At 66.8% G+C, this 19,100-nt stretch carries 17 protein-coding genes; 9 read left to right on the plus strand and 8 right to left on the minus strand.

The annotated features are described in order from the left end of the window. Positions 1-275 precede the first annotated feature (275 nt). From EFAMC1_RS10335 to EFAMC1_RS10345, 3 genes are all read right to left on the minus strand, one after another. The gene (locus tag EFAMC1_RS10335) at positions 276-851 is read right to left on the minus strand and encodes a hypothetical protein (protein WP_154054189.1); all 576 of its coding nucleotides are present in this window, start codon (positions 849-851) and stop codon (positions 276-278) included. 436 nt (positions 852-1,287) lie between these two features. Continuing rightward, positions 1,288-1,674 (minus strand): hypothetical protein, encoded by a 387-nt coding sequence (locus EFAMC1_RS10340; RefSeq protein ID WP_154054190.1) that lies wholly within the window; start codon positions 1,672-1,674, stop codon positions 1,288-1,290. Positions 1,675-1,885: 211 nt separating this feature from the next. Continuing rightward, the gene (locus tag EFAMC1_RS10345; protein ID WP_154054191.1) at positions 1,886-3,505 is read right to left on the minus strand and encodes a potassium/proton antiporter; all 1,620 of its coding nucleotides are present in this window, start codon (positions 3,503-3,505) and stop codon (positions 1,886-1,888) included. Positions 3,506-3,678: 173 nt separating this feature from the next. Between EFAMC1_RS10345 and EFAMC1_RS10350 the strand changes: the two genes are divergently transcribed. Both EFAMC1_RS10350 and EFAMC1_RS10355 read left to right on the plus strand, forming a co-directional pair. Then, on the plus strand, positions 3,679-5,277 hold the full coding sequence (locus EFAMC1_RS10350; RefSeq protein WP_154054192.1) for an AI-2E family transporter: 1,599 nt from the start codon (positions 3,679-3,681) through the stop codon (positions 5,275-5,277). 87 nt (positions 5,278-5,364) lie between these two features. After that, a complete protein-coding gene (locus EFAMC1_RS10355; protein WP_154054193.1) occupies positions 5,365-5,793 on the plus strand; it encodes a peptidylprolyl isomerase in 429 nt (142 codons plus the stop codon). A gap of 301 nt (positions 5,794-6,094) precedes the next feature. Here the strand turns inward: EFAMC1_RS10355 and EFAMC1_RS10360 are convergent, their stop codons facing one another. Further along, positions 6,095-6,727 (minus strand): DedA family protein, encoded by a 633-nt coding sequence (locus EFAMC1_RS10360; RefSeq protein ID WP_154054194.1) that lies wholly within the window; start codon positions 6,725-6,727, stop codon positions 6,095-6,097. A 406-nt stretch (positions 6,728-7,133) separates the two neighbouring features. On the opposite strand from EFAMC1_RS10360, the gene EFAMC1_RS10365 reads away from it, so the two are divergent. The 6 genes from EFAMC1_RS10365 (at position 7,134) to EFAMC1_RS10390 (ending at position 13,380) form a co-directional block, all read left to right on the plus strand. Then, positions 7,134-8,246, plus strand: coding sequence for a phosphate/phosphite/phosphonate ABC transporter substrate-binding protein (locus tag EFAMC1_RS10365; RefSeq protein ID WP_222838712.1), 1,113 nt, complete (start codon positions 7,134-7,136; stop codon positions 8,244-8,246). Positions 8,247-8,345: 99 nt separating this feature from the next. Further along, a complete protein-coding gene (gene phnC / locus EFAMC1_RS10370; RefSeq protein WP_154054195.1) occupies positions 8,346-9,092 on the plus strand; it encodes a phosphonate ABC transporter ATP-binding protein in 747 nt (248 codons plus the stop codon). Further along, positions 9,089-9,967 (plus strand): phosphonate ABC transporter, permease protein PhnE, encoded by an 879-nt coding sequence (gene phnE / locus EFAMC1_RS10375; protein ID WP_222838713.1) that lies wholly within the window; start codon positions 9,089-9,091, stop codon positions 9,965-9,967. Before phnC ends, phnE (EFAMC1_RS10375) begins: the two co-directional genes overlap by 4 nt. Positions 9,968-9,978: 11 nt before the next feature. Then, positions 9,979-10,854 (plus strand): phosphonate ABC transporter, permease protein PhnE, encoded by an 876-nt coding sequence (phnE, locus tag EFAMC1_RS10380; RefSeq protein ID WP_154054196.1) that lies wholly within the window; start codon positions 9,979-9,981, stop codon positions 10,852-10,854. A 5-nt stretch (positions 10,855-10,859) separates the two neighbouring features. Continuing rightward, positions 10,860-12,554 carry a bifunctional metallophosphatase/5'-nucleotidase gene (locus tag EFAMC1_RS10385; RefSeq protein WP_154054197.1) on the plus strand — a complete coding sequence of 565 codons (1,695 nt, stop codon included), beginning with the start codon at positions 10,860-10,862 and terminating at the stop codon, positions 12,552-12,554. 331 nt (positions 12,555-12,885) lie between these two features. Further along, a complete protein-coding gene (locus EFAMC1_RS10390; protein ID WP_154054198.1) occupies positions 12,886-13,380 on the plus strand; it encodes a tagatose 1,6-diphosphate aldolase in 495 nt (164 codons plus the stop codon). Between the two features lie 664 nt (positions 13,381-14,044). Here EFAMC1_RS10390 and EFAMC1_RS10395 read toward each other — a convergent pair. The 4 genes from EFAMC1_RS10395 to EFAMC1_RS10410 form a co-directional block, all read right to left on the minus strand. Further along, positions 14,045-16,000 carry a heavy metal translocating P-type ATPase gene (locus EFAMC1_RS10395; RefSeq protein ID WP_154054199.1) on the minus strand — a complete coding sequence of 652 codons (1,956 nt, stop codon included), beginning with the start codon at positions 15,998-16,000 and terminating at the stop codon, positions 14,045-14,047. Between the two features lie 317 nt (positions 16,001-16,317). Beyond that, positions 16,318-16,536, minus strand: coding sequence for a cation transporter (locus tag EFAMC1_RS10400; RefSeq protein WP_154054200.1), 219 nt, complete (start codon positions 16,534-16,536; stop codon positions 16,318-16,320). A gap of 61 nt (positions 16,537-16,597) precedes the next feature. After that, complete coding sequence (locus tag EFAMC1_RS10405) at positions 16,598-17,002, minus strand: ArsR/SmtB family transcription factor (RefSeq protein ID WP_154054201.1); 405 nt, start codon at positions 17,000-17,002, stop codon at positions 16,598-16,600. Between the two features lie 327 nt (positions 17,003-17,329). Continuing rightward, positions 17,330-17,803: a deoxycytidylate deaminase gene (locus EFAMC1_RS10410; RefSeq protein ID WP_154054202.1), complete on the minus strand. Its 474-nt coding sequence runs from the start codon at positions 17,801-17,803 to the stop codon at positions 17,330-17,332. 403 nt (positions 17,804-18,206) lie between these two features. Here EFAMC1_RS10410 and EFAMC1_RS10415 point away from each other — a divergent pair, with 403 nt between their 5' ends. Further along, the gene (locus EFAMC1_RS10415) at positions 18,207-19,058 is read left to right on the plus strand and encodes a 2-keto-4-pentenoate hydratase (RefSeq protein WP_154054203.1); all 852 of its coding nucleotides are present in this window, start codon (positions 18,207-18,209) and stop codon (positions 19,056-19,058) included. The last annotated feature ends 42 nt before the right edge of the window (positions 19,059-19,100 follow it).

Raw genomic sequence — 19,100 nt, forward strand, 5'->3', positions numbered from 1 at the left:
AAGCCGGGCGTGACGCTTGACCTCTCCGAGGCAGCTTCCATTCCCTTTCACGTCATCGACAATTCTGAGAGGGGGGGCGGCCAACGATGCCGCCCAGATCATCCAGGGCGTCGAGGGGATGATGGGGATCATTCAGCGCGAGCTCGGCATAGCGGCCTCCAAAGACACGTCGCGCTATGCCCGTCTCGTTGTGCACCTCAAGTCTCTCATGCGCCGCACGCGCCCTCTCCCCGCGCGGCCTGTGGCGACGTCCGCTCCCCGCGTACCCTGGCCGGCTAGTAGCGCCGGCCCCCGCCGTGTTCCTCGGCAAACTCGCTGATGGGAATGTACCCGCGGTTGGTGAGCACCTCGATGACGAAGGTCTCGCTGCTCGAGTGTGTCTTGCCGTCGCCGTCCTCCCAGGTAGCCTGCGTGACGCGCGTGGGGTAGGTCGTTCCGCTCTCGTCGATGTAGAGGTTGCCGATGAGGTCGTTCTGGTCGTCGAAGGGGTTGTAGGGCGCAAACTCCCAGTGCGACTCGAGGCCAAAGCGCTCCTTCACCGCCTTGACCGCCGCGGCCCCCTGCTGCGCCTGCTCGCTCTCGTGCTGCGGGTTCATGGCGTAGAGGCCCAGGCACACGAGCGCGCCCAGGATGCACGCGCCCACGAAGACGCCCTTCCGCCTGGTCCGCTCGTCCATGGCAAAGCCCCGGTACTCGCTGCGCAGCGTCAAGTAGCGGCGAAAGAGCGCGAAGCCGTTCCAGACGGCCAAAAACACGAAGACCGAGAACACCACCACGATGGCGAAGCCCGACGACGCCGTGTTCGCGTCGACGTAGATGGTGTTGGCGTTGCCTGTCAGCTCGTAGCTCATGCGCCCCCCCCCGCGTTCCCGCCCGGAAGCAAACTCGGCGTACCATGGCGAACAGCATTCTGTCGCGCCACAGCCCGGCCGCCGCAGCTCCTGGCATGTCGTCTCGTCTCGGCTTGCCACCAGCTCCGCACGCCGCCGTACCCTGGCGCACAGCATATCGCTCGTTCGCAGGCTTCGGAAGTAGGGGATGTCCATGTCGTGCATTCGCGTCGGGGTCGCGGGGCCCGTGGGCTCAGGAATGGGCGGCGCTGGGCTGTAGCCTGCCGGGTGGCCTCATGCTGTCGCGCTTCGCCCGTGCGCCCTGTGCCGCCCGCACTCGTCCCGCCGCGCTCGCTCCACACACAAAAGCGCCCCCGCCCCGCTCGACGACCTCGAGCAGCGGCGGGGACGCATCCGTGCCAGCCAATCCAGTGCGGTGTCTCGCTGACAGTTCTCGCTAGCGGTCCAGCTCCTTGCGGACGCGCGAGCCAAACGCGGCCGAGAAGGCGCCGACCACGACGACTGATGCCGGCCAGAGCACGTTGATGGGCTCGCCGTCCGGCGTCGTGACCAGGATGACGATGGCCGCGATGAGCGCGCAGATGAGGCCCACGACGTTGAGCATCGTGTGCGGCCCCAGCCTGCTCGGCACGTTCGCGCCCTTGATGCCCTGCGCCGCGGCCGCGATGGAGAGGACGGCGGCAAGGACATCGGCGCAGCCCGCGAGGGAGTTGGGCGTCGAGGTGTTCTGGACGATGAGGATGACCCCCGTGACCAGCGCTATGAGCGCCACCACCACCTGGATGAAGCTGATGATCTTGAGTTGCTTTCGGGCCTGAGACATGCGTCCTCCCTTGCCGCCGCGCACCGCGCGATTCCGTGACTCCTATAGGGTACCCCGGGGCTCGGGGAACATGCGGCGGCGGGGGTGACGGGCAGGGCCACATCAACGACGTCAGCGCCGGGGGCATGGCTGGGTTTGTTCGGCTTCTGGACCGAGCGAAGCGAGGGAAGCGCCGAACTAACTCAGCCATGCCCCCGGCGACCCACAAACCCTAGTACTGCGGCCCGACGGCCGGAGAGCCCGCTATGAAGGCCAGGTCCCCCGCCTCGATGCGCGTATCCCCGTTGGGGATGATCGACTGGTCCCCGCGCTTGAGCATCACGATGACGATGCGGCTCGTGTCCGGCAGCTCGCGCAAGAGTTTGCCTGCCCAGCGGTGGTGCTCGCCCACGTGCACCTCGCGCAGCGTGAAGTCGTCGCGCGCCTCGAACGTGGGAGCGGCATATACCAGCAGGTCACCGGCCTCGATGACGGTGTCGCCACCCGGCACCACGCGCTCGTTGCCGTGTCGCAGGATGAGCACCACGATGAGGTCTCGCGGGGTCGGCACGTCGCGCAGCGCCCGGCCGATCCAGGGGTGCGTCGGGTCGACCTTGATCTTGATGAGCGACAGGTCGCTCTCCTCCTGGAAGTCGTTGAACGTGCGCATGACGTTGGCGTTGGCGTCGATCATGTCGAGGGCGCGCGCGAGTGCGGGCAGCAGCGAGCCCTGCACAACAAGCGACAACAGCACCACGACGAACACCAGGTCAAAGATGTTGAAGGGCAGCCACGTCTGCGCGCCCGACGTCACCACATAGAGCGCGAACACGACCGACGCCGCGCCGCGCAGGCCCGCGCCGGCGGCGATGCCGATCTTGGCGAGGCTCGCGCCAAACGGCCTCAGCACGAGAAACGTCGAGAGCGGCCTGGCCACGAGCGTGAGGAACGCGAACACGATGATGGCCGACAGTACCACGAGGTGCAGGCGGCTCGGCTGCACGAGCAGGCCGAGCAAGAAGAAGATGGCCATCTGGCAGACCTCGGTGATGACGTCGAATGTGAGCGCCATGTCGCGCTTGTGCGGGATGTCGGTGTTGCCCAGCCACATACCGCAGAGGTATACCGCCAGAAAGCCGTTGCCGTGCAGCACCCCCGGCAGCGCGTACGAGACGAGCGCCACCGCGATGAGGAAGATCGTCTCGCCCTGCTCCATGGCAAAGTCGACGCGCTCGAGCGCGATCTCGGCGAGCTTGCCGATGCCGAGGCCAAACGCGATGCCGATGACGATCTCCTCGGCCGCCATGAGCGGCACGTTGATGTCGGCGCCGACGATGAGGGTCGACAGGATGACGGTGAGCATGTAGCTCATGGGGTCGTTGGAGCCCGACTCGATCTCGAGCAGGGAGTCGGTGCCGTCGCGCAGCGACAGCTTGGCGCCGCGGAGCACGTTGAACACGCTCGCGGCGTCCGTCGAGGCTATGACCGAGCCCACGAGCAGGCCCACGAGCCAGTCGAGCCCCAGCACGAAGTGGCAGAACGCTCCCACGATGCCGGCGCATACGAGCACACCCGCGGTGGAGAGCAGGATGGCCTGCGGCGCCACCGGCCGCGCCTCGCGCACGTTGGCGTTGAAGCCGCCGTAGAACATGATGAACAGCAGGCCGGCGCAGCAGGCGAACTCGGTGAGGGCGTAGTCCCGGAACTGGATGTGTGCTGGTCCGTCGGCGCCAAAGAGCATGCCGAGGCAGATGAACAGGATGAGCGAGGGAACCGGCAGCTTGCTCGCCACGCGATTGGAGAGCACGCAGATGACGATGACGATTCCGGCCAAAAGCAGGATGTTGTACATGCAAGGTACCTAACGGTCTGGGGTTACCCGATTATGTACCCAATGCCTCGCGTGCGTTCGGTGTGACTTGCCCCGCGTCTGGCGGGAAGGGGGCCCGCGGGGCCGGGCCTTTGGGTACAGTGGACAGCAACATTGTCGCTCGCGCGTCGCGAGGCGCGCCTTCGAGGTGATTCATGGTACAGGACAAGCATGTGGCCCCGAGCGGCCAGCAGGGTACGACGCGCGACGGCCAGCCGGTGCGTGACGAGCGGCCGGCCCGTGGTGACCAGCCAAACGGTGTCGCTCGGCCCAACGACCGCGACGCCCAGCCCGCCCGCAACGCGGCGTCGTCCGACAAGCACTCCCTCCAGGTTGCGCAGGTAAAGGAGAAGGTCCTGAAGTCTGCGCAGAAGGCCCGGGCAAAGCGCAAGGGCTCCGGCCGGCGGCGCTCGGGCGACGGTCGCCCGCGCGGCGGGGACAACCCGTTCATGACCAAGCGCCGCGAGCGCACGAACCTCTACCCCTCGACGGGCCTCGTTGCCCAGTGGTGCGCCTGCGCGGCCGTGGCCCTGCTGCTCGTCTTCCACTTCAACTACGTGACGAGCGCGCTCGGCGTCCTGTGGGACATCGTGAGCCCGCTGCTCGCCGGCGCGGCCATCGCCTTCGTGCTCAACCTCGTCATGGAGCGCTGGGAGGCCATCTGGTTCCCGCGCGCCAAGAGCGGCCCGCTCGCGGCCCTGCGCAGGCCCATCTGCCTGCTGCTTTCCGTGGCCAGCATTGTCGCGGTCATAGCGATCGTGGTCCTGCTCGTCCGCGAGGAGCTCTTCGACGCCATCTCGGCGCTGTGGCGCGGCGTGCTCTCGGCCAGCGAGGTCGCGGGCGAGACGGTCCAGGCCTCCGGCGCCCCGGCCGACTCCAACCTCCTGGCGGTCCTGCGCGGCGTGGCCCGCTCGTCCACCGACTGGCAGCGCGCGCTCGAGAGCTTCATCGCCGACTCCGGCGGCGTGAGCGCGGTCGCCACCTCGCTCTTTGGCTGGGGCGGCAAGCTCGTGAGCGGCCTGCTCGGCTTCATCGTCGCCGTGGTGTTTGGCCTCTACCTGCTCGCGGGCAAGGAGGCCGTCGTGTCCGGCTTCGACCGCGCGGCCCGGCTCCTGCTCCCGGAGCACGCATACCGCATCGCCGCCTACGTGGCGTCCGTCGCCAACGAGTGCTTCTCGCGCTTCATCTTCGGCCAGTGCGTCGAGGCCGTGGTGCTGGGAAGCCTCTGCGCCATCGGTATGGCGGTGCTGCGCATGCCCTACGCCGCCACGGTCGGGCTCGTCGTGGGCGTGGGCGCGCTCATCCCGTACGTGGGTGCGTGGATGGCCGGTGCGATTGGCGCGCTCATCGTGTTCTCTGTCGAGCCGATGCAGGCCATCTGGTTCCTCGTCTACCTCGTGGCGCTGCAGGAGGTCGACGGCCACTTCGTGTACCCCAACGTGGTGGGCGCGGCCACGGGCGTCTCGAGTATCTGGGTGCTCGTGGCGGTGTTTGCCGGCGGCAGCCTGTTTGGCCTGGCAGGCGTGCTGATGTCGGTGCCGGTGGTGGCTACGGTGCAGCGCCTGGTGGGCGAGTGGGCCGAGGCGCGCGAGGCTGAGCTGGTCCAGCAGCGTGCGGTCGCGACCGACGCGGGGAAGGGCACGTCCGGCGAGAGGGGCGTCACGTCTGGCGAGAAAGCCGCGACCGTGACGTTCTCGGCCACGCCCGCCGAGAAGCCCGGGGCCGGGGACGACGCAGCCGACGCTGACGCGTGACGAATCATCCGGAGGAAAGCGTGACAGGCCCTGCTACCATGGCAGGGCAACGACTCATCAGACAGTATGAGACAAGAAGGAGCACCCATGTCCAACGAGGGCAAGAAGGTCAAGGCGCACTACCGCGGCACGCTCGACGACGGCACGCAGTTCGACAGCAGCTACGACCGGGGGGAGCCGCTCGAGTTCACCTGCGGCGCGGGCCAGATGATCGCCGGCTTCGACAACGCGGTGAAGGACATGAGGCCCGGCGAGAAGAAGACCGTGCACCTCGAGCCGGCCGAGGCCTACGGCGAGCGCCGCGACGACCTCGTTATCGAGATTCCGCGCGAGAACGCGCCCGGCATGGAGAGCCTCAAGGTGGGCGACAAGGTGGCCCTGCGCGGTCCCAACGGCCAGCCCATCCCCGTGACGGTGACCCGGGTGACGCCGGCCAAGATCGTCGTCGACGCCAACCACGAGCTCGCCGGCAAGCCCCTCAACTTCGAGATCGAGCTCGTGAGCGTGGAGGAGTAGGCCCGCGGCCTCGCGACGCGCCGTCTGCCGACTTGCCCACCGGCTGTTCCGCTGACGTGCCCTCCGCCTGTTCCATTCGCTTGCCTGCGGCGGAGGGCACGTCAGCTCGAGAAAAACCGACGGTACAGAGGCAACCCGAGAAGAAAACGCCGATGGTACCGATTTGCCCACTTACGAGGCCGTTTTCTCTGCCGTAACTGGGGAAGTCGGTACCATCGGCGTTTTCTAAAGTTTCCGACTCGCTCGGGTTCCTAGCCCGGCCCCTCGGCCAGCGCCCCACTCGGCCCCGGCCCTGTCGCGGCTACCCCCTGCGCTCGCGCAGGTTGGGGATGATGCGCTTGACCACCCAAAACATGAGCGCAACCACCACGATTGCGAGAATCACGTACTTCACGATGTCCGAGACCCACTCCGCCTCGGCCGTCACCGTCTGCCACGCGCTGCCCGCGCCAAAGCCCAGGCTGCACAGCACGCTGTTCCACACGGCCGAGCCCACGAGCGTGTAGAGCGCGAACTTGGCCATGTTCATCTTGGCCGTGCCCGCCGGGATCGAGATGAGGCTGCGCACTACGGGGATGCAGCGGCAGATGAGCACCGTGGCCTGTCCCTTGCGGTCGAACCAGCCGATGGCGCTCGACACGTCGTTGCCCTTGAAGCCCAGAAGGCGCATCGGGCGCGTCTCGAAGAAGCTGGTCAGGCGCTCGCGCGAGAGCAGGCGGCCCACGCCGTACAGGATGAAGGCACCCACGACCGAGCCTGCCGTCGCGGCGATGATGACGCCCGGCAGCGCCATCGACGTCTGGTGGACGAGAAACCCGCCCATGGGCAGGATGAGCTCGCTGGGGATGGGCGGAAAGACGTTCTCCAAGAGGATGAGGGCGGCCACGGCGAGGTAGCCGAACTGGTCGATGAACGCGAGGAAGGCGGCTTCCATGAATCTCCTGTCGATGGGGGCAGGGGCTGGTACGTCTTTCCAGTCTATTGCCTGGGGCCGCGCGGCCGGTCGTGCGGGGGCGTTCGGGCCGCCCATCTCCAGCGAAGCCCCACGAGCGGGGCAGCCGCCGCGCATTCGGGCCCGGTGTGCGCGGCGCTCCGCGTGAGCGCGCTGGCCTACGCGCGCCCGGCGACTCGCGTGCGCGCGGTGGCCCGCGCCCACGAGGCAAACAACGTAGCAGCTAATGAGACAAACCATGCGGTTGGAAATGATACGGCTGCGCCTTGACGGTCCCCTTACAGAAGAGGGGGAGTCCCCTTATGCCTCGTTCGTACTATCAGACCTGGTGTGCACAGATACGCAAGCCGGGGCGTGCAAGAGCGCTCCCAACACGAAAGAGGCAGACATGTCCGATCGCATCACGCCAAGCACCTTCGCCACGGCCGGGCTCAGCCGCCGCATGTTCCTCAAGTCGAGCGCGCTGCTCGCCTGTACGGCCGCCCTCGGCCTCACGGCCTGTGGCGGCGGGTCCGGCGACACCGCGGCCACCACGGGCGACGACAAGATGATCGACACGCTCAACGTCGCTTTCGTCCCCTCCAAGGACCCGCAAGACATCATCACGGCCACCGAGCCCCTCAAGCAGATGCTCATCGACCAGCTGGGCAAGGAGGGCTACACCGTCAACACCGTGAACATCACGGTGGGCACCAGCTATGAGGCGGTGGGCGAGTCCCTCTCCGCCGGCACGGTCGACGTGGGCCTCATCCCGGGCGGCACCTACGTGCTCTATGACGACGGCGTGGACGTGCTGCTCACCGCCACGCGCAACGGCCTCTCCATCGACTCCGACAGCGCCAAGGACTGGAACGACGCCAAGCCCACGACGACCACCGACGAGCAGGTCACGAGCTATCGCGCCCTCGCTATCGCCGGCCCGTCCGACAAAGGCCAGGAGCTGGCCAAGAAGATCAACGCCGGCGATAAACTCGCCTGGGACGACCTCTCGGGCGCCAACTGGAGCGTCATGGGCTCCTCCTCGCCCGCGGGCTACATCTACCCGGCTCTGTACCTCAAGGACAACTACGACGGCAAGACTGTGGCCGACCTGCCGCATGCCGTCCAGTCCGACTCCTACGGCAGCGCCTTCGCCCGTCTCGCCTCCGGCCAGGTCGACGCGCTGCTCACCTTTGCCGACGCTCGCCTCGACTTTGCCGACAAGTGGCAGAGCGAGTACAGCCGCAGCGCCAGCATCTGGGACGAGACCAACGTCGTGTTCGTCACCAAGCCCATCTACAACGACACGGTGAGCGTCTCCAAGAACTCGCCCATCATGACCGACGACTTCAAGAAGGCCCTCTCCGATGCCTTTATCGCCATCGGCAACACCGACGAGGGCAAGAAGGTCATCGCCATCTACAGCCACAAGGGCTACAAGCCGGCGAAGCCGTCCGACTACGACTCCGAGCGCGGGGCCCAGAAGCTCGTGCAGGAGATGGGCTCCGCCTCCACCAAGTAGCTTTCCTTCCCGTCGTGGGGCCCGGGCGCGAGTGCGCACCCGGGCCCCTTACGTTTGTGGCGGCGGCCCCGGCCCATCCCGCCGCGCAGGAGGTTTTGCATGATCGAGTTCTCCCACGTGTACATGAGGTACCCCAACGGGTTCGAGGCCCTGAAGGACATCGACCTCACCATCCCCGACGGCAGCTTCGTGGCTATCATCGGTCGCTCGGGCGCCGGCAAGTCCACGCTCATTCGCACCATCAACAAGCTGTACGACACGAGCGAGGGCTCCATCGTCGTCGACGGCACCAAGGTGGAGGAGCTGCGCGGCGCGTCGCTGCGCAGGTTCCGCCGCAAGGTAGGTATGATCTTCCAGTCGTTCAACCTCATCACGCGCACCACCGTGCTGAGGAACGTCCTCACGGCCTTCGTGCCCGACATCCCCTGGTGGCGGGCGCTCCTGGGCGTCTTCACCAAGCAGGAGCGCATGGCGGCGCTCGAGTCGCTCGACAAGGTGGGCATCCTCGACAAGGCCTACGTGCGCTGCGACCAGCTCTCGGGCGGCCAGCAGCAGCGCGTGGCCCTGGCGCGCACCCTCACGGTGAGCCCGCAGATCATTCTGGCCGACGAGCCCGTGGCCTCGCTCGACCCGGTCACGGCCCGCCAGGTCATGGACGACTTCCGCCGCATCAACCAGGAGATGAGCATCACGGTGCTCATCAACATCCACCACGTCGACCTTGCGCTCGAGTATTGCGACCACGTGTTGGGCGTGCGCGCGGGCGAGGTGGTCTACGACGGACCGAGCGACCAGGTGACGCAGGACGTGCTCGACGCTATCTACGGCAAGAAGGAGGAGGCATGAGCAGGCGCGACGCCGGCGCGAGCTCGCCGGACGCGGTCTCGGGCGGCCTCAGGATTACGGCCTTCGACCGTGTGTTCAAGCCCGAGGTCATAACCCTTCCCAACGGCTCGGTGGTGACGCGCAGGCGGAGCCGCGTGCCGCTCGCCATCGTGGCGCTCGTGGCGCTGGGGGCGCTCTCGGTGCGCATCACGGGCTTCAACTTCGCCACGCTCGCGCGGCGCGGCGGGGAGTTCTTCACCATCCTGGGCCAGATGTTCCCGCCCGACTGGAGCTACATGCCCGACGTCTGGCAGCCGCTCTTCGACACCATCAAGATGTCGCTTCTGGGCTCCGTGGCGGGCTCGGTACTCGTGGTGCCCTTCGCCATGGCCGCCTCGACCAACATCGTGCCCAGCCGCGCGCTCGTGGTTGTCATGCGCTTTCTGCTCTCGGTGATCCGCACACTGCCCACCATCGTCACGGCGCTCATCGCCACCTACATCTTTGGCCTGGGCACGCTGGCCGGCACCACGGCCATCGCCATCTTCACCTTTGCCTACGTGGGCAAGGTCCTCTACGAGGAGATCGAGACGGTGGACATGGGCGCGTTCGAGGCCATGCAGGCCATGGGCGCCACGCGCGTGCGGGCCTTCACGGCCGCCATCGTGCCACAGGTGCTGCCGGGGTACCTCTCCAACTGCCTCTTCTGCTTCGAGGGCAATGTGCGCTACGCGTCGATCCTCGGCTACGTGGGCGCAGGCGGCCTGGGCCTCGTGCTCAACGAGAAGATCGGCTGGCGCATGTTCCCACAGGTGGGCATGGTGCTCGTGGCGCTGTTCGTGACCGTGCTCGTCATCGAGACCGTGAGCCGTGCCGCGCGTCGGCACCTCGCGTAGGGGGGATTCGCATGGACAGGCATGACGGCGGCGCCGCGCCCACGGGGGCGGCGGCGCATACCGGGGACTCCCTCGACGAGAGGATTCGCAAGGCCTTCGAGGAGCGTCCCAAGTCCTGGATGTACAACCTCGCCATCGCCGTGGTGGTCGTGGGGCTGCTCGTGTGGAGTGGCGCCGGCGCCACCGAGGCGAGTGGCACGGGCACCAACGGCGGCCAGATCGCGCTCAACATCCTGGGCGGCATCGTGCACCCGGACACGTCTTTGCTCCTCAACTTTGGCACCACCGGCGTGCCCTACGCGCTGCTCGAGACCATCTGCATCGCGTTTCTCGGCACGGTCGTGGGTGCCATCATCTCCATCCCACTCGCGTTCCTGGCGTCGCAGAACCTCACGGGCAAGGTCGTGTCGTTCGTTGCGCGGCTGGTCATCATGGCCGTGCGCACGGTGCCGCCATTCGTCTATGGCCTCATGTTCGTGCGCGTGACGGGGCCGGGCGCCTTCGCGGGCCTGCTCACGATGTCGCTGTGTTCGGTGGGCATGGTGTGCAAGATGTACATCGAGTCCATCGAGGACCTCGACGTGCGCATCCTCGAGTCGCTTGACGCCGAGGGCTGCACCACGTGGCGAAAGATCCGCTTTGGCGTGATTCCGCAGCTCATGGCCAGCTTCGTGTCCACGGCCATCTATCGCTTCGACATGAACCTGCGCGACGCCACGATCCTGGGCCTCGTGGGCGCCGGCGGCATCGGAGCGCCGCTCATCTTTGCGATGAACAGCTACCGCTGGAACCAGGCCGGCTCGATCCTCGTGGGGCTTGTGGTGCTCATCCTCATCGTGGAGTTCATCTCCACGCGCATCCGCGTGCGCCTCGCGCGGGGGGAGTGAGAACGATGGGGGAGAGTCGCGATCGCACGGTGGCGGCTGGTGCCGAGCGGGGCGCTGGCGCCGGCGAGGGCGGGCGCCCCGTGGCTGCCGCTCCTGCGGAGCGCGGCGCTGTCGCCGGCCACGCCGCGGCGGCTGGCGAGCGCACGTTCCGCATCGCCTTCACGTCTGACACGCACGGCCACGTGCTGCCGGTGAGCTACGCCACGGGCGAGCACGTCGACGCGGGCCTCGCCAACCTGTGCACCCGTCTGGGCACGCATGGCCGCGAGGCGCGGCTTGCCGCGGGTGACCTCGTGCTCGACGGCGGCGACTCGCTCCAGGGCACGCCGCTCATCTCGCGCTGGCTCGCGGGGCGCGCGGCGGGGACGGTGCCGCCCGAGACCAACCCCGTCGCCTGCGCCTTCAACGAGCTGGGCCTGAACGCCTTCACCCTCGGCAACCACGACTTCAACTTTGGCTACGAGGCGCTCGCCGACTACGTGCGCGCGATGGGTGCCACCTGCGTGTGCGCCAACGTGACCGACGCCACGGGCTGCGTGCCCATCCTGCCGTTCGTGGTCGTGACGTTGGGAAACGGCCTTAGGCTGGGCATCACCGGCGCCGTAACGAGCTACGTGAACGTGTGGGAGCGTGCCGAGCACCTGGGTCCGCTCACGGTGGGCGAGGTGCTGCCCGCGCTCGAGCGCACGGCCACCGACCTACGCGGCAACTGCGACGTGAGCATCTGCGTCTACCACGGCGGCTTCGAGGAGGACCTCACGACGGGCCGCGTGCTCTCCCGCACGGCCGAGAACCAGGCCTGCCAGATCGCGCGCGCGTGCGACTTTGACATCCTGCTCACGGGGCACCAGCACATGGCCGTCGAGGGCGTGGGCATCGCAGGCACCTGGTGCGTGCAGCCGCCGGCAAACGCCGCGCGCTACGTCTCGCTCTCGGGTGCCGTCGACGCGAACGGGCACGTGCGGGTGGGCTCGCGCCTCGAGCCGGTGGGCGACGTCACGGACGCGCGGCTGGCCCGCGAGCTCGCGCCGCTCGAGCGCGAGACGGACGCCTGGCTCGACGAGCGCGCGGGCGAGCTCGACCGGCCCATCGACGCTGCCGAGGAGGGCAAGCTCGACGTGGCGCTTCACGGCAGTCGCCTCGCTGGCCTCATCAACCAGATGCAGCTTGCGCTTACGGGGGCCGACGTCTCCTGTACGGGCCTGGGCAACGAGGCGGTGGGGCTGGCCTCGCCCGTGACCCGGCGCGGGATCTGCTCAGCCTACCAGTTTGCGAACACGCTCGTGGTGCTTGCCGTGACGCCCGACGTGCTGCGCGCCACACTCGAGCGGTGCGCGAGCTACCTCGAGCTGGGACCGGACGGGAGCCCACGTGTCTCGGCCTCGTTCTCCGAGCCCAAGGTCGAGCACTACAACTACGACCTCTACGCAGGCATTCGTTGGGAGGGCAACCTCACGCGGCCGGTGGGGGAGCGTGTGGTCTCTATGCGGATGGCCGACGGCTCGCCCGTGCCCGACGAGCTGGAGCTCGTCTGCAACGACTACCGTGCGAGCGGCACCGGCGGCTACGACGTGCTGGCAGACTGCAGGGTGGTGCGTCAGTACTCCGAGGCCGATGTTCCCGAGCTGCTCGCCCGCTACATCGCGCGGGAGTCGCCCGTGCGCATCGTCCGCACCGGCGGCGTCCGCTTCACCTGGTAACTCCCCCTGTCACCTTTCCTTCCGGATGATTTGACACATTATCGCCAGCCGCGGTATCTACGAAAACGCATACCGCCGCCCACTCGCCGCGAAAACGCCTACCACCGCCCGACCCTCCGAAAAAATGTTAGCCATGATTGAAACTCCGCCAAAACGGTGGTAATCCCTACGTGTCACAAGGAATTAGGGGCGACAGTCCGACCACGCCACACACTGGCCGGTTGCGTGCCGCGGCAGACCGGCCGCACCCGCCGCTCCCCAGCGGAAGGGAGCACCCCTGGACTTTCCCTACGAGCTCTCGACCGCAAAGCGCACGCGCCTGCTGCGCACCATGAACGCTGACGGGGTCGTCGCGGCCCTCGCCATCGACCAGCGTGGCGCCATGAAGATGAAGCCGGGCAAGGTGCTCGAGGCCACGCGCGAGTTCAGCAAACCGCGCTACGGCGTCGACGTGCTCAAGCTCGAGGTGCCGGTGAACATGGCGTTCGTGGAGGGCTTCACGGGCGAGGGTATGGCGCCCGTCTACTCCGCCGACGAGGCCGCGGGCTACTTCAAGGAGCAGGCCGAGGCCGCCAACCTGCCGTTCATCTTCCTGTCGGCGGGCGTGTCGGCCGAACTCTTCCGCAAGACGCTGCGCTTTGCCAAGCACGCCGGCTCCACGTTCAATGGCGTGCTGTGCGGCCGCGCTACCTGGGCCGACGGCGTTGCCGCGTTTGCGCAGGGCGGCGAGCGGGAGGCCCGCGCGTGGCTTGAGGGCCAGGGCCGCAAGAACGTCGAGGAGCTCAACGAGGTGCTCGCCGAGACCGCGACGCCGATCAAGCTGTAGGTTCGCTGACGTGGGGCACCGGGCCTTGGTGCCAGGCGGACGCCGCCTCGTGGCGATTTCTCAGCCACGGGGCGTCTTTTTTTGTCTCGTTTTGCCTCGCGTGTGCCTTCTCGTGCCGAGAAATACCTACCGCCGCCGTATCTTCTCGTGCTTGGAGACGCCCGCCAAGTCCCTGTGAACTTTGTGCCCATCTCGCGCGCAGAGTCGCGTCCCGCCCCCTCTCCATGCGCCACATCACGCCGAGAGATGCCTGCCATACATCTCCCGTTATGCAATGTGACGGTGACGTGGCGGCGCTGTGAAGGCGCGGTGATGGAGCAATGAAGGCGAGGTGAAGCGGCATTTCTGCCGTGTGCGGGCAGGTCGAGGGGGTATCACCTAAGTACCTTCCTTCCTTTCGCCCCCGCCGCGCCCCCACGCGACGGGGGCACCCTTTTTTCCAGCGCATAGATCTCCACCGGCCCGCCCCCTCCCCAGGGCAACCGTCATCCCCCGAGCCGCAAACACGTTGGCCCCCTGAGAGTCAGAAAGTCGCATGAAACGACCCAACCTTCTGACTCTCAGGGGGGCCAACGCAGAGACGACGCATGCCCGGCGAGACCGATTCGAAAAGTAATCCCGGTTGACGGCCTGTGTCGGGCGTCAGCCGTCCGAGCCCGACCGGTTACGCGCCCTTCGCGTTCATCGCGCGCATGGCGTTCAGGATGGCGATGATGGCCACGCCCACGTCACCAAACACGGCCAGCCACATGTTGGCGATGCCCAGCGCCGCCAGCACCAGGATGATCATCTTCACGCCCAGCGCGAACACGATGTTCTGCCACACGATGCCCATCGTCTTGCGCGCCACGTTGATCGCCTTGGCGATGTTGGACGGCTTGTCGTCCATGAGCACGATGTCGGCCGCCTCGATCGCGGCGTCGGAGCCCATGGCACCCATCGCGATGCCCACGTCGGCGCGGGTCAGCACCGGCGCGTCGTTGATGCCGTCGCCAACGAAGGCCAGTTTCTCGCGCGGGCCCTCGGCGGCCAGCAGCTGCTCGACGCGCTCCACCTTGTCGCCCGGCAGCAGCTGCGCGTGGTACTCGTCGATGCCCAGCTTCTTGGCCACCGCTGCCGCGACCTCCTCGCGGTCGCCGGTGAGCATCACGGTCTTCTTGACGCCGCAGGCGTGCAGGTCGCGGATGGTCTGCTCGGCGTCGTCCTTCACAACGTCTGCGATTACGATGTGGCCCACGTAGCGGTCATCCACGCTCACGTGCAGGATCGTGCCCGTGAGGTCGCAGTCATGCCAGCGCTCGCCGTGGCCGGCCATGAGCTTGTCGTTGCCCACCAGCACCACGTGCTCGTCCACATGCGCCACTACGCCGTGGCCGCTCTCCTCCTGCACGTCGGCGATGCGTTGGCGGTCGATTTCGCCGGAGAAGGCCGACTTCACCGACAGCGCGATGGGGTGGTCGGAGAAGGCCTCGGCGTACGCGGCGTTGGAGAGCACGTAGTCTGGGTCGATGCCCTCCTCGGGGTGGATGGCCACCACGTTGAAGGTGCCGTTGGTGAGCGTGCCGGTCTTGTCGAACACCACGGTGTCCACCTCGGAGAGGGCCTCGAGGTAGTTTGAGCCCTTCACGAGCACGCCGAGCCGGCTCGCGCCGCCGATGCCGCCAAAGAAGGAGAGGGGCACGCTGATGACGAGCGCGCACGGGCAGCTTACGACGAGGAAGGTGAGGCCGCGCAGGATCCAGTCGCTCCAGGCGCCCATGCCGAGCAGCGGCGGCACCACGGCCAGCAGCACGGCGGAACCGGTGACGGCGGGCGTGTAGAGCTTGGCGAAGCGCGTGATGAAGTTCTCGGTGCGGGCCTTCTTCTCGCTTGCGTTCTCGACGAGCTCGAGAATGCGGCTCACGGTCGACTCGCCGAACGGCTTGGTGGTACGAACCTTGATGAGTCCGGTCATGTTGATGCAGCCCGAGATGACGTCGGCGCCCACCTCCACGTGGCGCGGGACCGACTCGCCGGTAAGCGCCGCGGTGTCGAGCTGCGTGGAGCCCTCGGTGATGACACCGTCGATGGGCACGCGCTCGCCCGGCTTGACCACGATCGTGGTGCCCACGGCCACGTCGCCGGGGTCGACCTGCTCGAGCTCGCCGTCCGCGCCCTCGACGTTGGCGTAGTCGGGCGCGATGTCCATCATGGCGGCGATAGACTTCCTGCTCTTGCCCACGGCGTAGGCCTGGAACAGCTCGCCTACCTGGTAGAAGAGCATGACGGCCGCGCCCTCGGCCATGTGCGGGTCGGTGTCGGGGAAGAAGACCATGGCGAAGGCGCCCAGCGTGGCCACGGCCATGAGGAAGTTCTCGTCGAAGACATCGCCGCGGCCGATGTTGTGAGCGGCCCGCTGCAGCACGTCGTGGCCGGCGATGAGGAACGGCGCGAGGAACAGCACGAAGCTGGCGTAGACGTCGCCCGGCTCGCCGAACGCGGCCTTGAGCGCGCCGAACTCGTCGAGCGCCATCACCACGAAGAAGATGGCGAGGGCGAGGATGATGCGGTGCAGCTTGTGCTGCTGCGACTCCTTCTTGTGGCGCCGCTTCTTCTTCGGCTTGGCCTTGCTGTCTGCCATGTCGATCACTCCTTTGTTGCCTGGGCGGCCACATGCGCGCCGCTCCCAAAACCATGAACACATGAGCATTCGCTCACATATTGTCCCTAACAATGCCCCGCTGGTTTGGGAGGCTTCCAACAAAGAAGGCCTTCCCTCAACCACGGGGGCTCTGCTCCCAGACCGTGCGCCGACTACACCGTCGACGCCAGGTCGAGAGGCCGATCAACTGTCAGCCGGATGTGTGGCTTTGTTCGCATTCCGCAGCGGCGGGCGCGTCGAAGCCGCGAAGCCTAGCGGGCGAGGACGCGAGCTTAGCCACACATCCGGCTGGCGCCTTAGCGAATGATCTCGCAGTCCGGCTCCTCGTCGGCGGTGAAGTCGACGACGCGGTCGAGCACCTCGTCGAAGTCCTCGTCCGCCGCCTCAAGCGTGAGCTTCTGCGTCATGAAGTTCACCGACACGTTCTGCACGCCGTCGAGCTTGGCGAGCTTCTCCTGGAGCTCGCGGGCGCAGTTGGCGCAGTCGATCTCGTCGAGCTTGAAGGACTTCTTCATCGCGGTGCCTTTCTCTCAGAGGCCGCAGCCTCGCTTGTTGACTGGTTGGGCGGCGCTTGCGTCACTCGCATATATGGTTAAGACCTTGATTGAGCATCGTGTAGACGTGGTCGTCGGCGAGGGAGTAGACGATGTTGCGCCCGTCTCGCTCGAACTTCACGAGGTGCGCCTGCTTGAGGGTTCTGAGCTGGTGCGACACGGCGCTTTGCGTGGTGCCGGTCTCGTCGGCGATGTCGGCCACGCAGAGGTCGCGGCCCATGAGGGTGAATAGGATCTTGATGCGCGTGGTGTCCGAGAAGACCTTGAATAGGTCGGCGAGGTCGTAGAGGAGCTCCTCGTCGGGGATGCAGTCGGGCGCCTCGCCGACGGGGATGGGCGTGCGCTGTGTGGCGCAGGCCTGGGCGGCGTCGGCCACCTGGTCGTCAGCGGCCTCGGGCGCGTCGTCGGTTCGGATGTCCTCGTCCATGGGCGCTCCTTACATTCAGAGTCGAACACATGAGCAATCGTTCATATGTTTTACCGACCATTGTATGAGCGAGCGCTCATATGTCAAGGTGATTTGCCCAGTTTTCCGCTCGGGGGAGGCTACCGACGCGAGGATGGGAGAAGCCTGCCGCGACGAGGAACCGAACCACCGCGCCCGCCACTGCAAAATGGAACGCCGCTGCAACGAGGGGCGCGCCACAGAATAAGAAACGCCGCTGCAGCGAGGGATGCACCACAGGGGAGTCTGGACCGCCAAGGCCGCCGCCGCAGAAAAGCCACTGCCGCAGAAAGCCCCCCCCCGCCAGCCCTACCGCTCGCCTAGCCGAACCTGCCGATACGCCACGCCGCAGCGCTCGAGGATGTTCTTCGAGATGCGGTTGTCCTCGGTCCCCGCGTACTTGTCGTCGAGGTAGACCACCTCGCCGATGCCCGCCTGCACGAGGGTCTTGGCGCACTCGTGGCAGGGGAAGAGCGTCACGTAGACGGTGGCGTGGTCGAGGTCCTTGAGCGAGCCGCGGTAGTTGAGGATCGCGTTCGCCTCGGCGTGGATCACGTAGTTGTGCTTGTCCAGCAGGGGGTCGCTCGTGGTCTCCCAGGGAAACTCGTCGTCGTTGATGCCGGAGGGCGTGCCGTTGTAGCCAACCGAGAGGATGCGGTGGTTTGTGTCGGCGATGCAGGCTCCCACCTGCGTGTTTGGATCCTTGCTGCGCAGGCTCGCCGCGATGGCGACCCGCATGAAGAACTCGTCCCAGCTGATGACGTCCGTGCGCTTTCCCGGCATGGCCCCTCCCGCGACGCTCGCATGCCCTCCGAGGGCAAATGTGGTAACGGCTCAGATTTTAGCTTGACATCCGAGAAGACAAGTCCATCATGATGGGCACCACGAGGTCGGGCAGACGGTTCGGCCACGAGAGGGAGAAACGCAATGAGCTGCATCAACAACGCCATCGAGATTATCGCCGCGATTATTAGCTAGCGGGTTGGTGCATACGAGCCAGCCCGTGATACACGGGCGGCTCTCGAGACCGGAGTCGTCGGAAGCAATTTCCACGGCTCCGGTCTTTTTTTATTGCATCAATCCGCTGGGCAGAGCCCACGGGAACCACCGAAGGACCCGGCGAGCGCATCGCCGCCGGCCACCAGACAATCGCAACGCGGCCCCGCACCGCGAGAGGAGAGACATCATGTCCGAGAACGATTCCTGCTGCTGCAGCTGCTCTGCCACCAAGCCCGCCGTCAAGCTCAACGAGCGTCAGGAGGAGCTGGTCGAGGCCCTCTACCAGGCCTATCGTCGCAACTTCTACGGCCAGCCCAACGAGCCGCTCACCATGTCCGACTGGGAGGGCGTCGTGACCGACGACGACACCGCCTATGCCGTGCAGGACGCCGTGATGGCCAAGAAGATGGGGCCGGTCGCCGGCTACAAGGTCTCGCTCACGAGCGAGGAGACCCAGAAGATGTTCGACTCCGACAGCCCGCTCTATGGCGCGCAAGTGGCCGAGCGCTTTGTGCCCACGCCTTGCACGCTCGACCTACGCCACCTCAACGAGCCGCTGGTAGAGGTCGAGTTCTGCTTCACGGCCAAGAAGGATCTCTTGGCCGACATGTCGCTTGACGAGCTACTGCACAACTGCACCGTAGCCGGCGACATGGAGGTTCCCGACGCCCGCTTCAAGGCCTGGTTCCCCACGCTCTCCAAGTACCTCGTGATGAGCGACTGCGCGGTGGGCGGCTACGTGCTCTACGGTACGCCGGTCGATGGCGCCGAGCTCACGGTGGACGGCATGGCCAAGGTGCACGCCAAGGCCTACCACGACGGTGAGTTCGTCAAGGAGGGCGACTCGAGCGAGGTGCTCGGCAACCCGGTCAACTCGCTGAAGTGGCTGGTCGGCAAGCTGGAGAGCCAGGGCAAGAGGTTCACGAAGGGCATGCACGTCTCCGTGGGCACCGTGTTCGTGCCGCCCGCGTTCACGGCTGGCGAGTGGCGCGTCGAGTTCTCCGGCCCCTTCGGCACTCTCGAGGTGACGGCAAAGTAGCAGCTATCCTATCTGTCACATTTTCTTCCGGATGATTTGTCA

Origin of the sequence: Olsenella uli (genome assembly GCF_901212675.1) — a bacterium.
GTDB classification, from domain to species: Bacteria; Actinomycetota; Coriobacteriia; order Coriobacteriales; family Atopobiaceae; genus Parolsenella; species Parolsenella uli_B.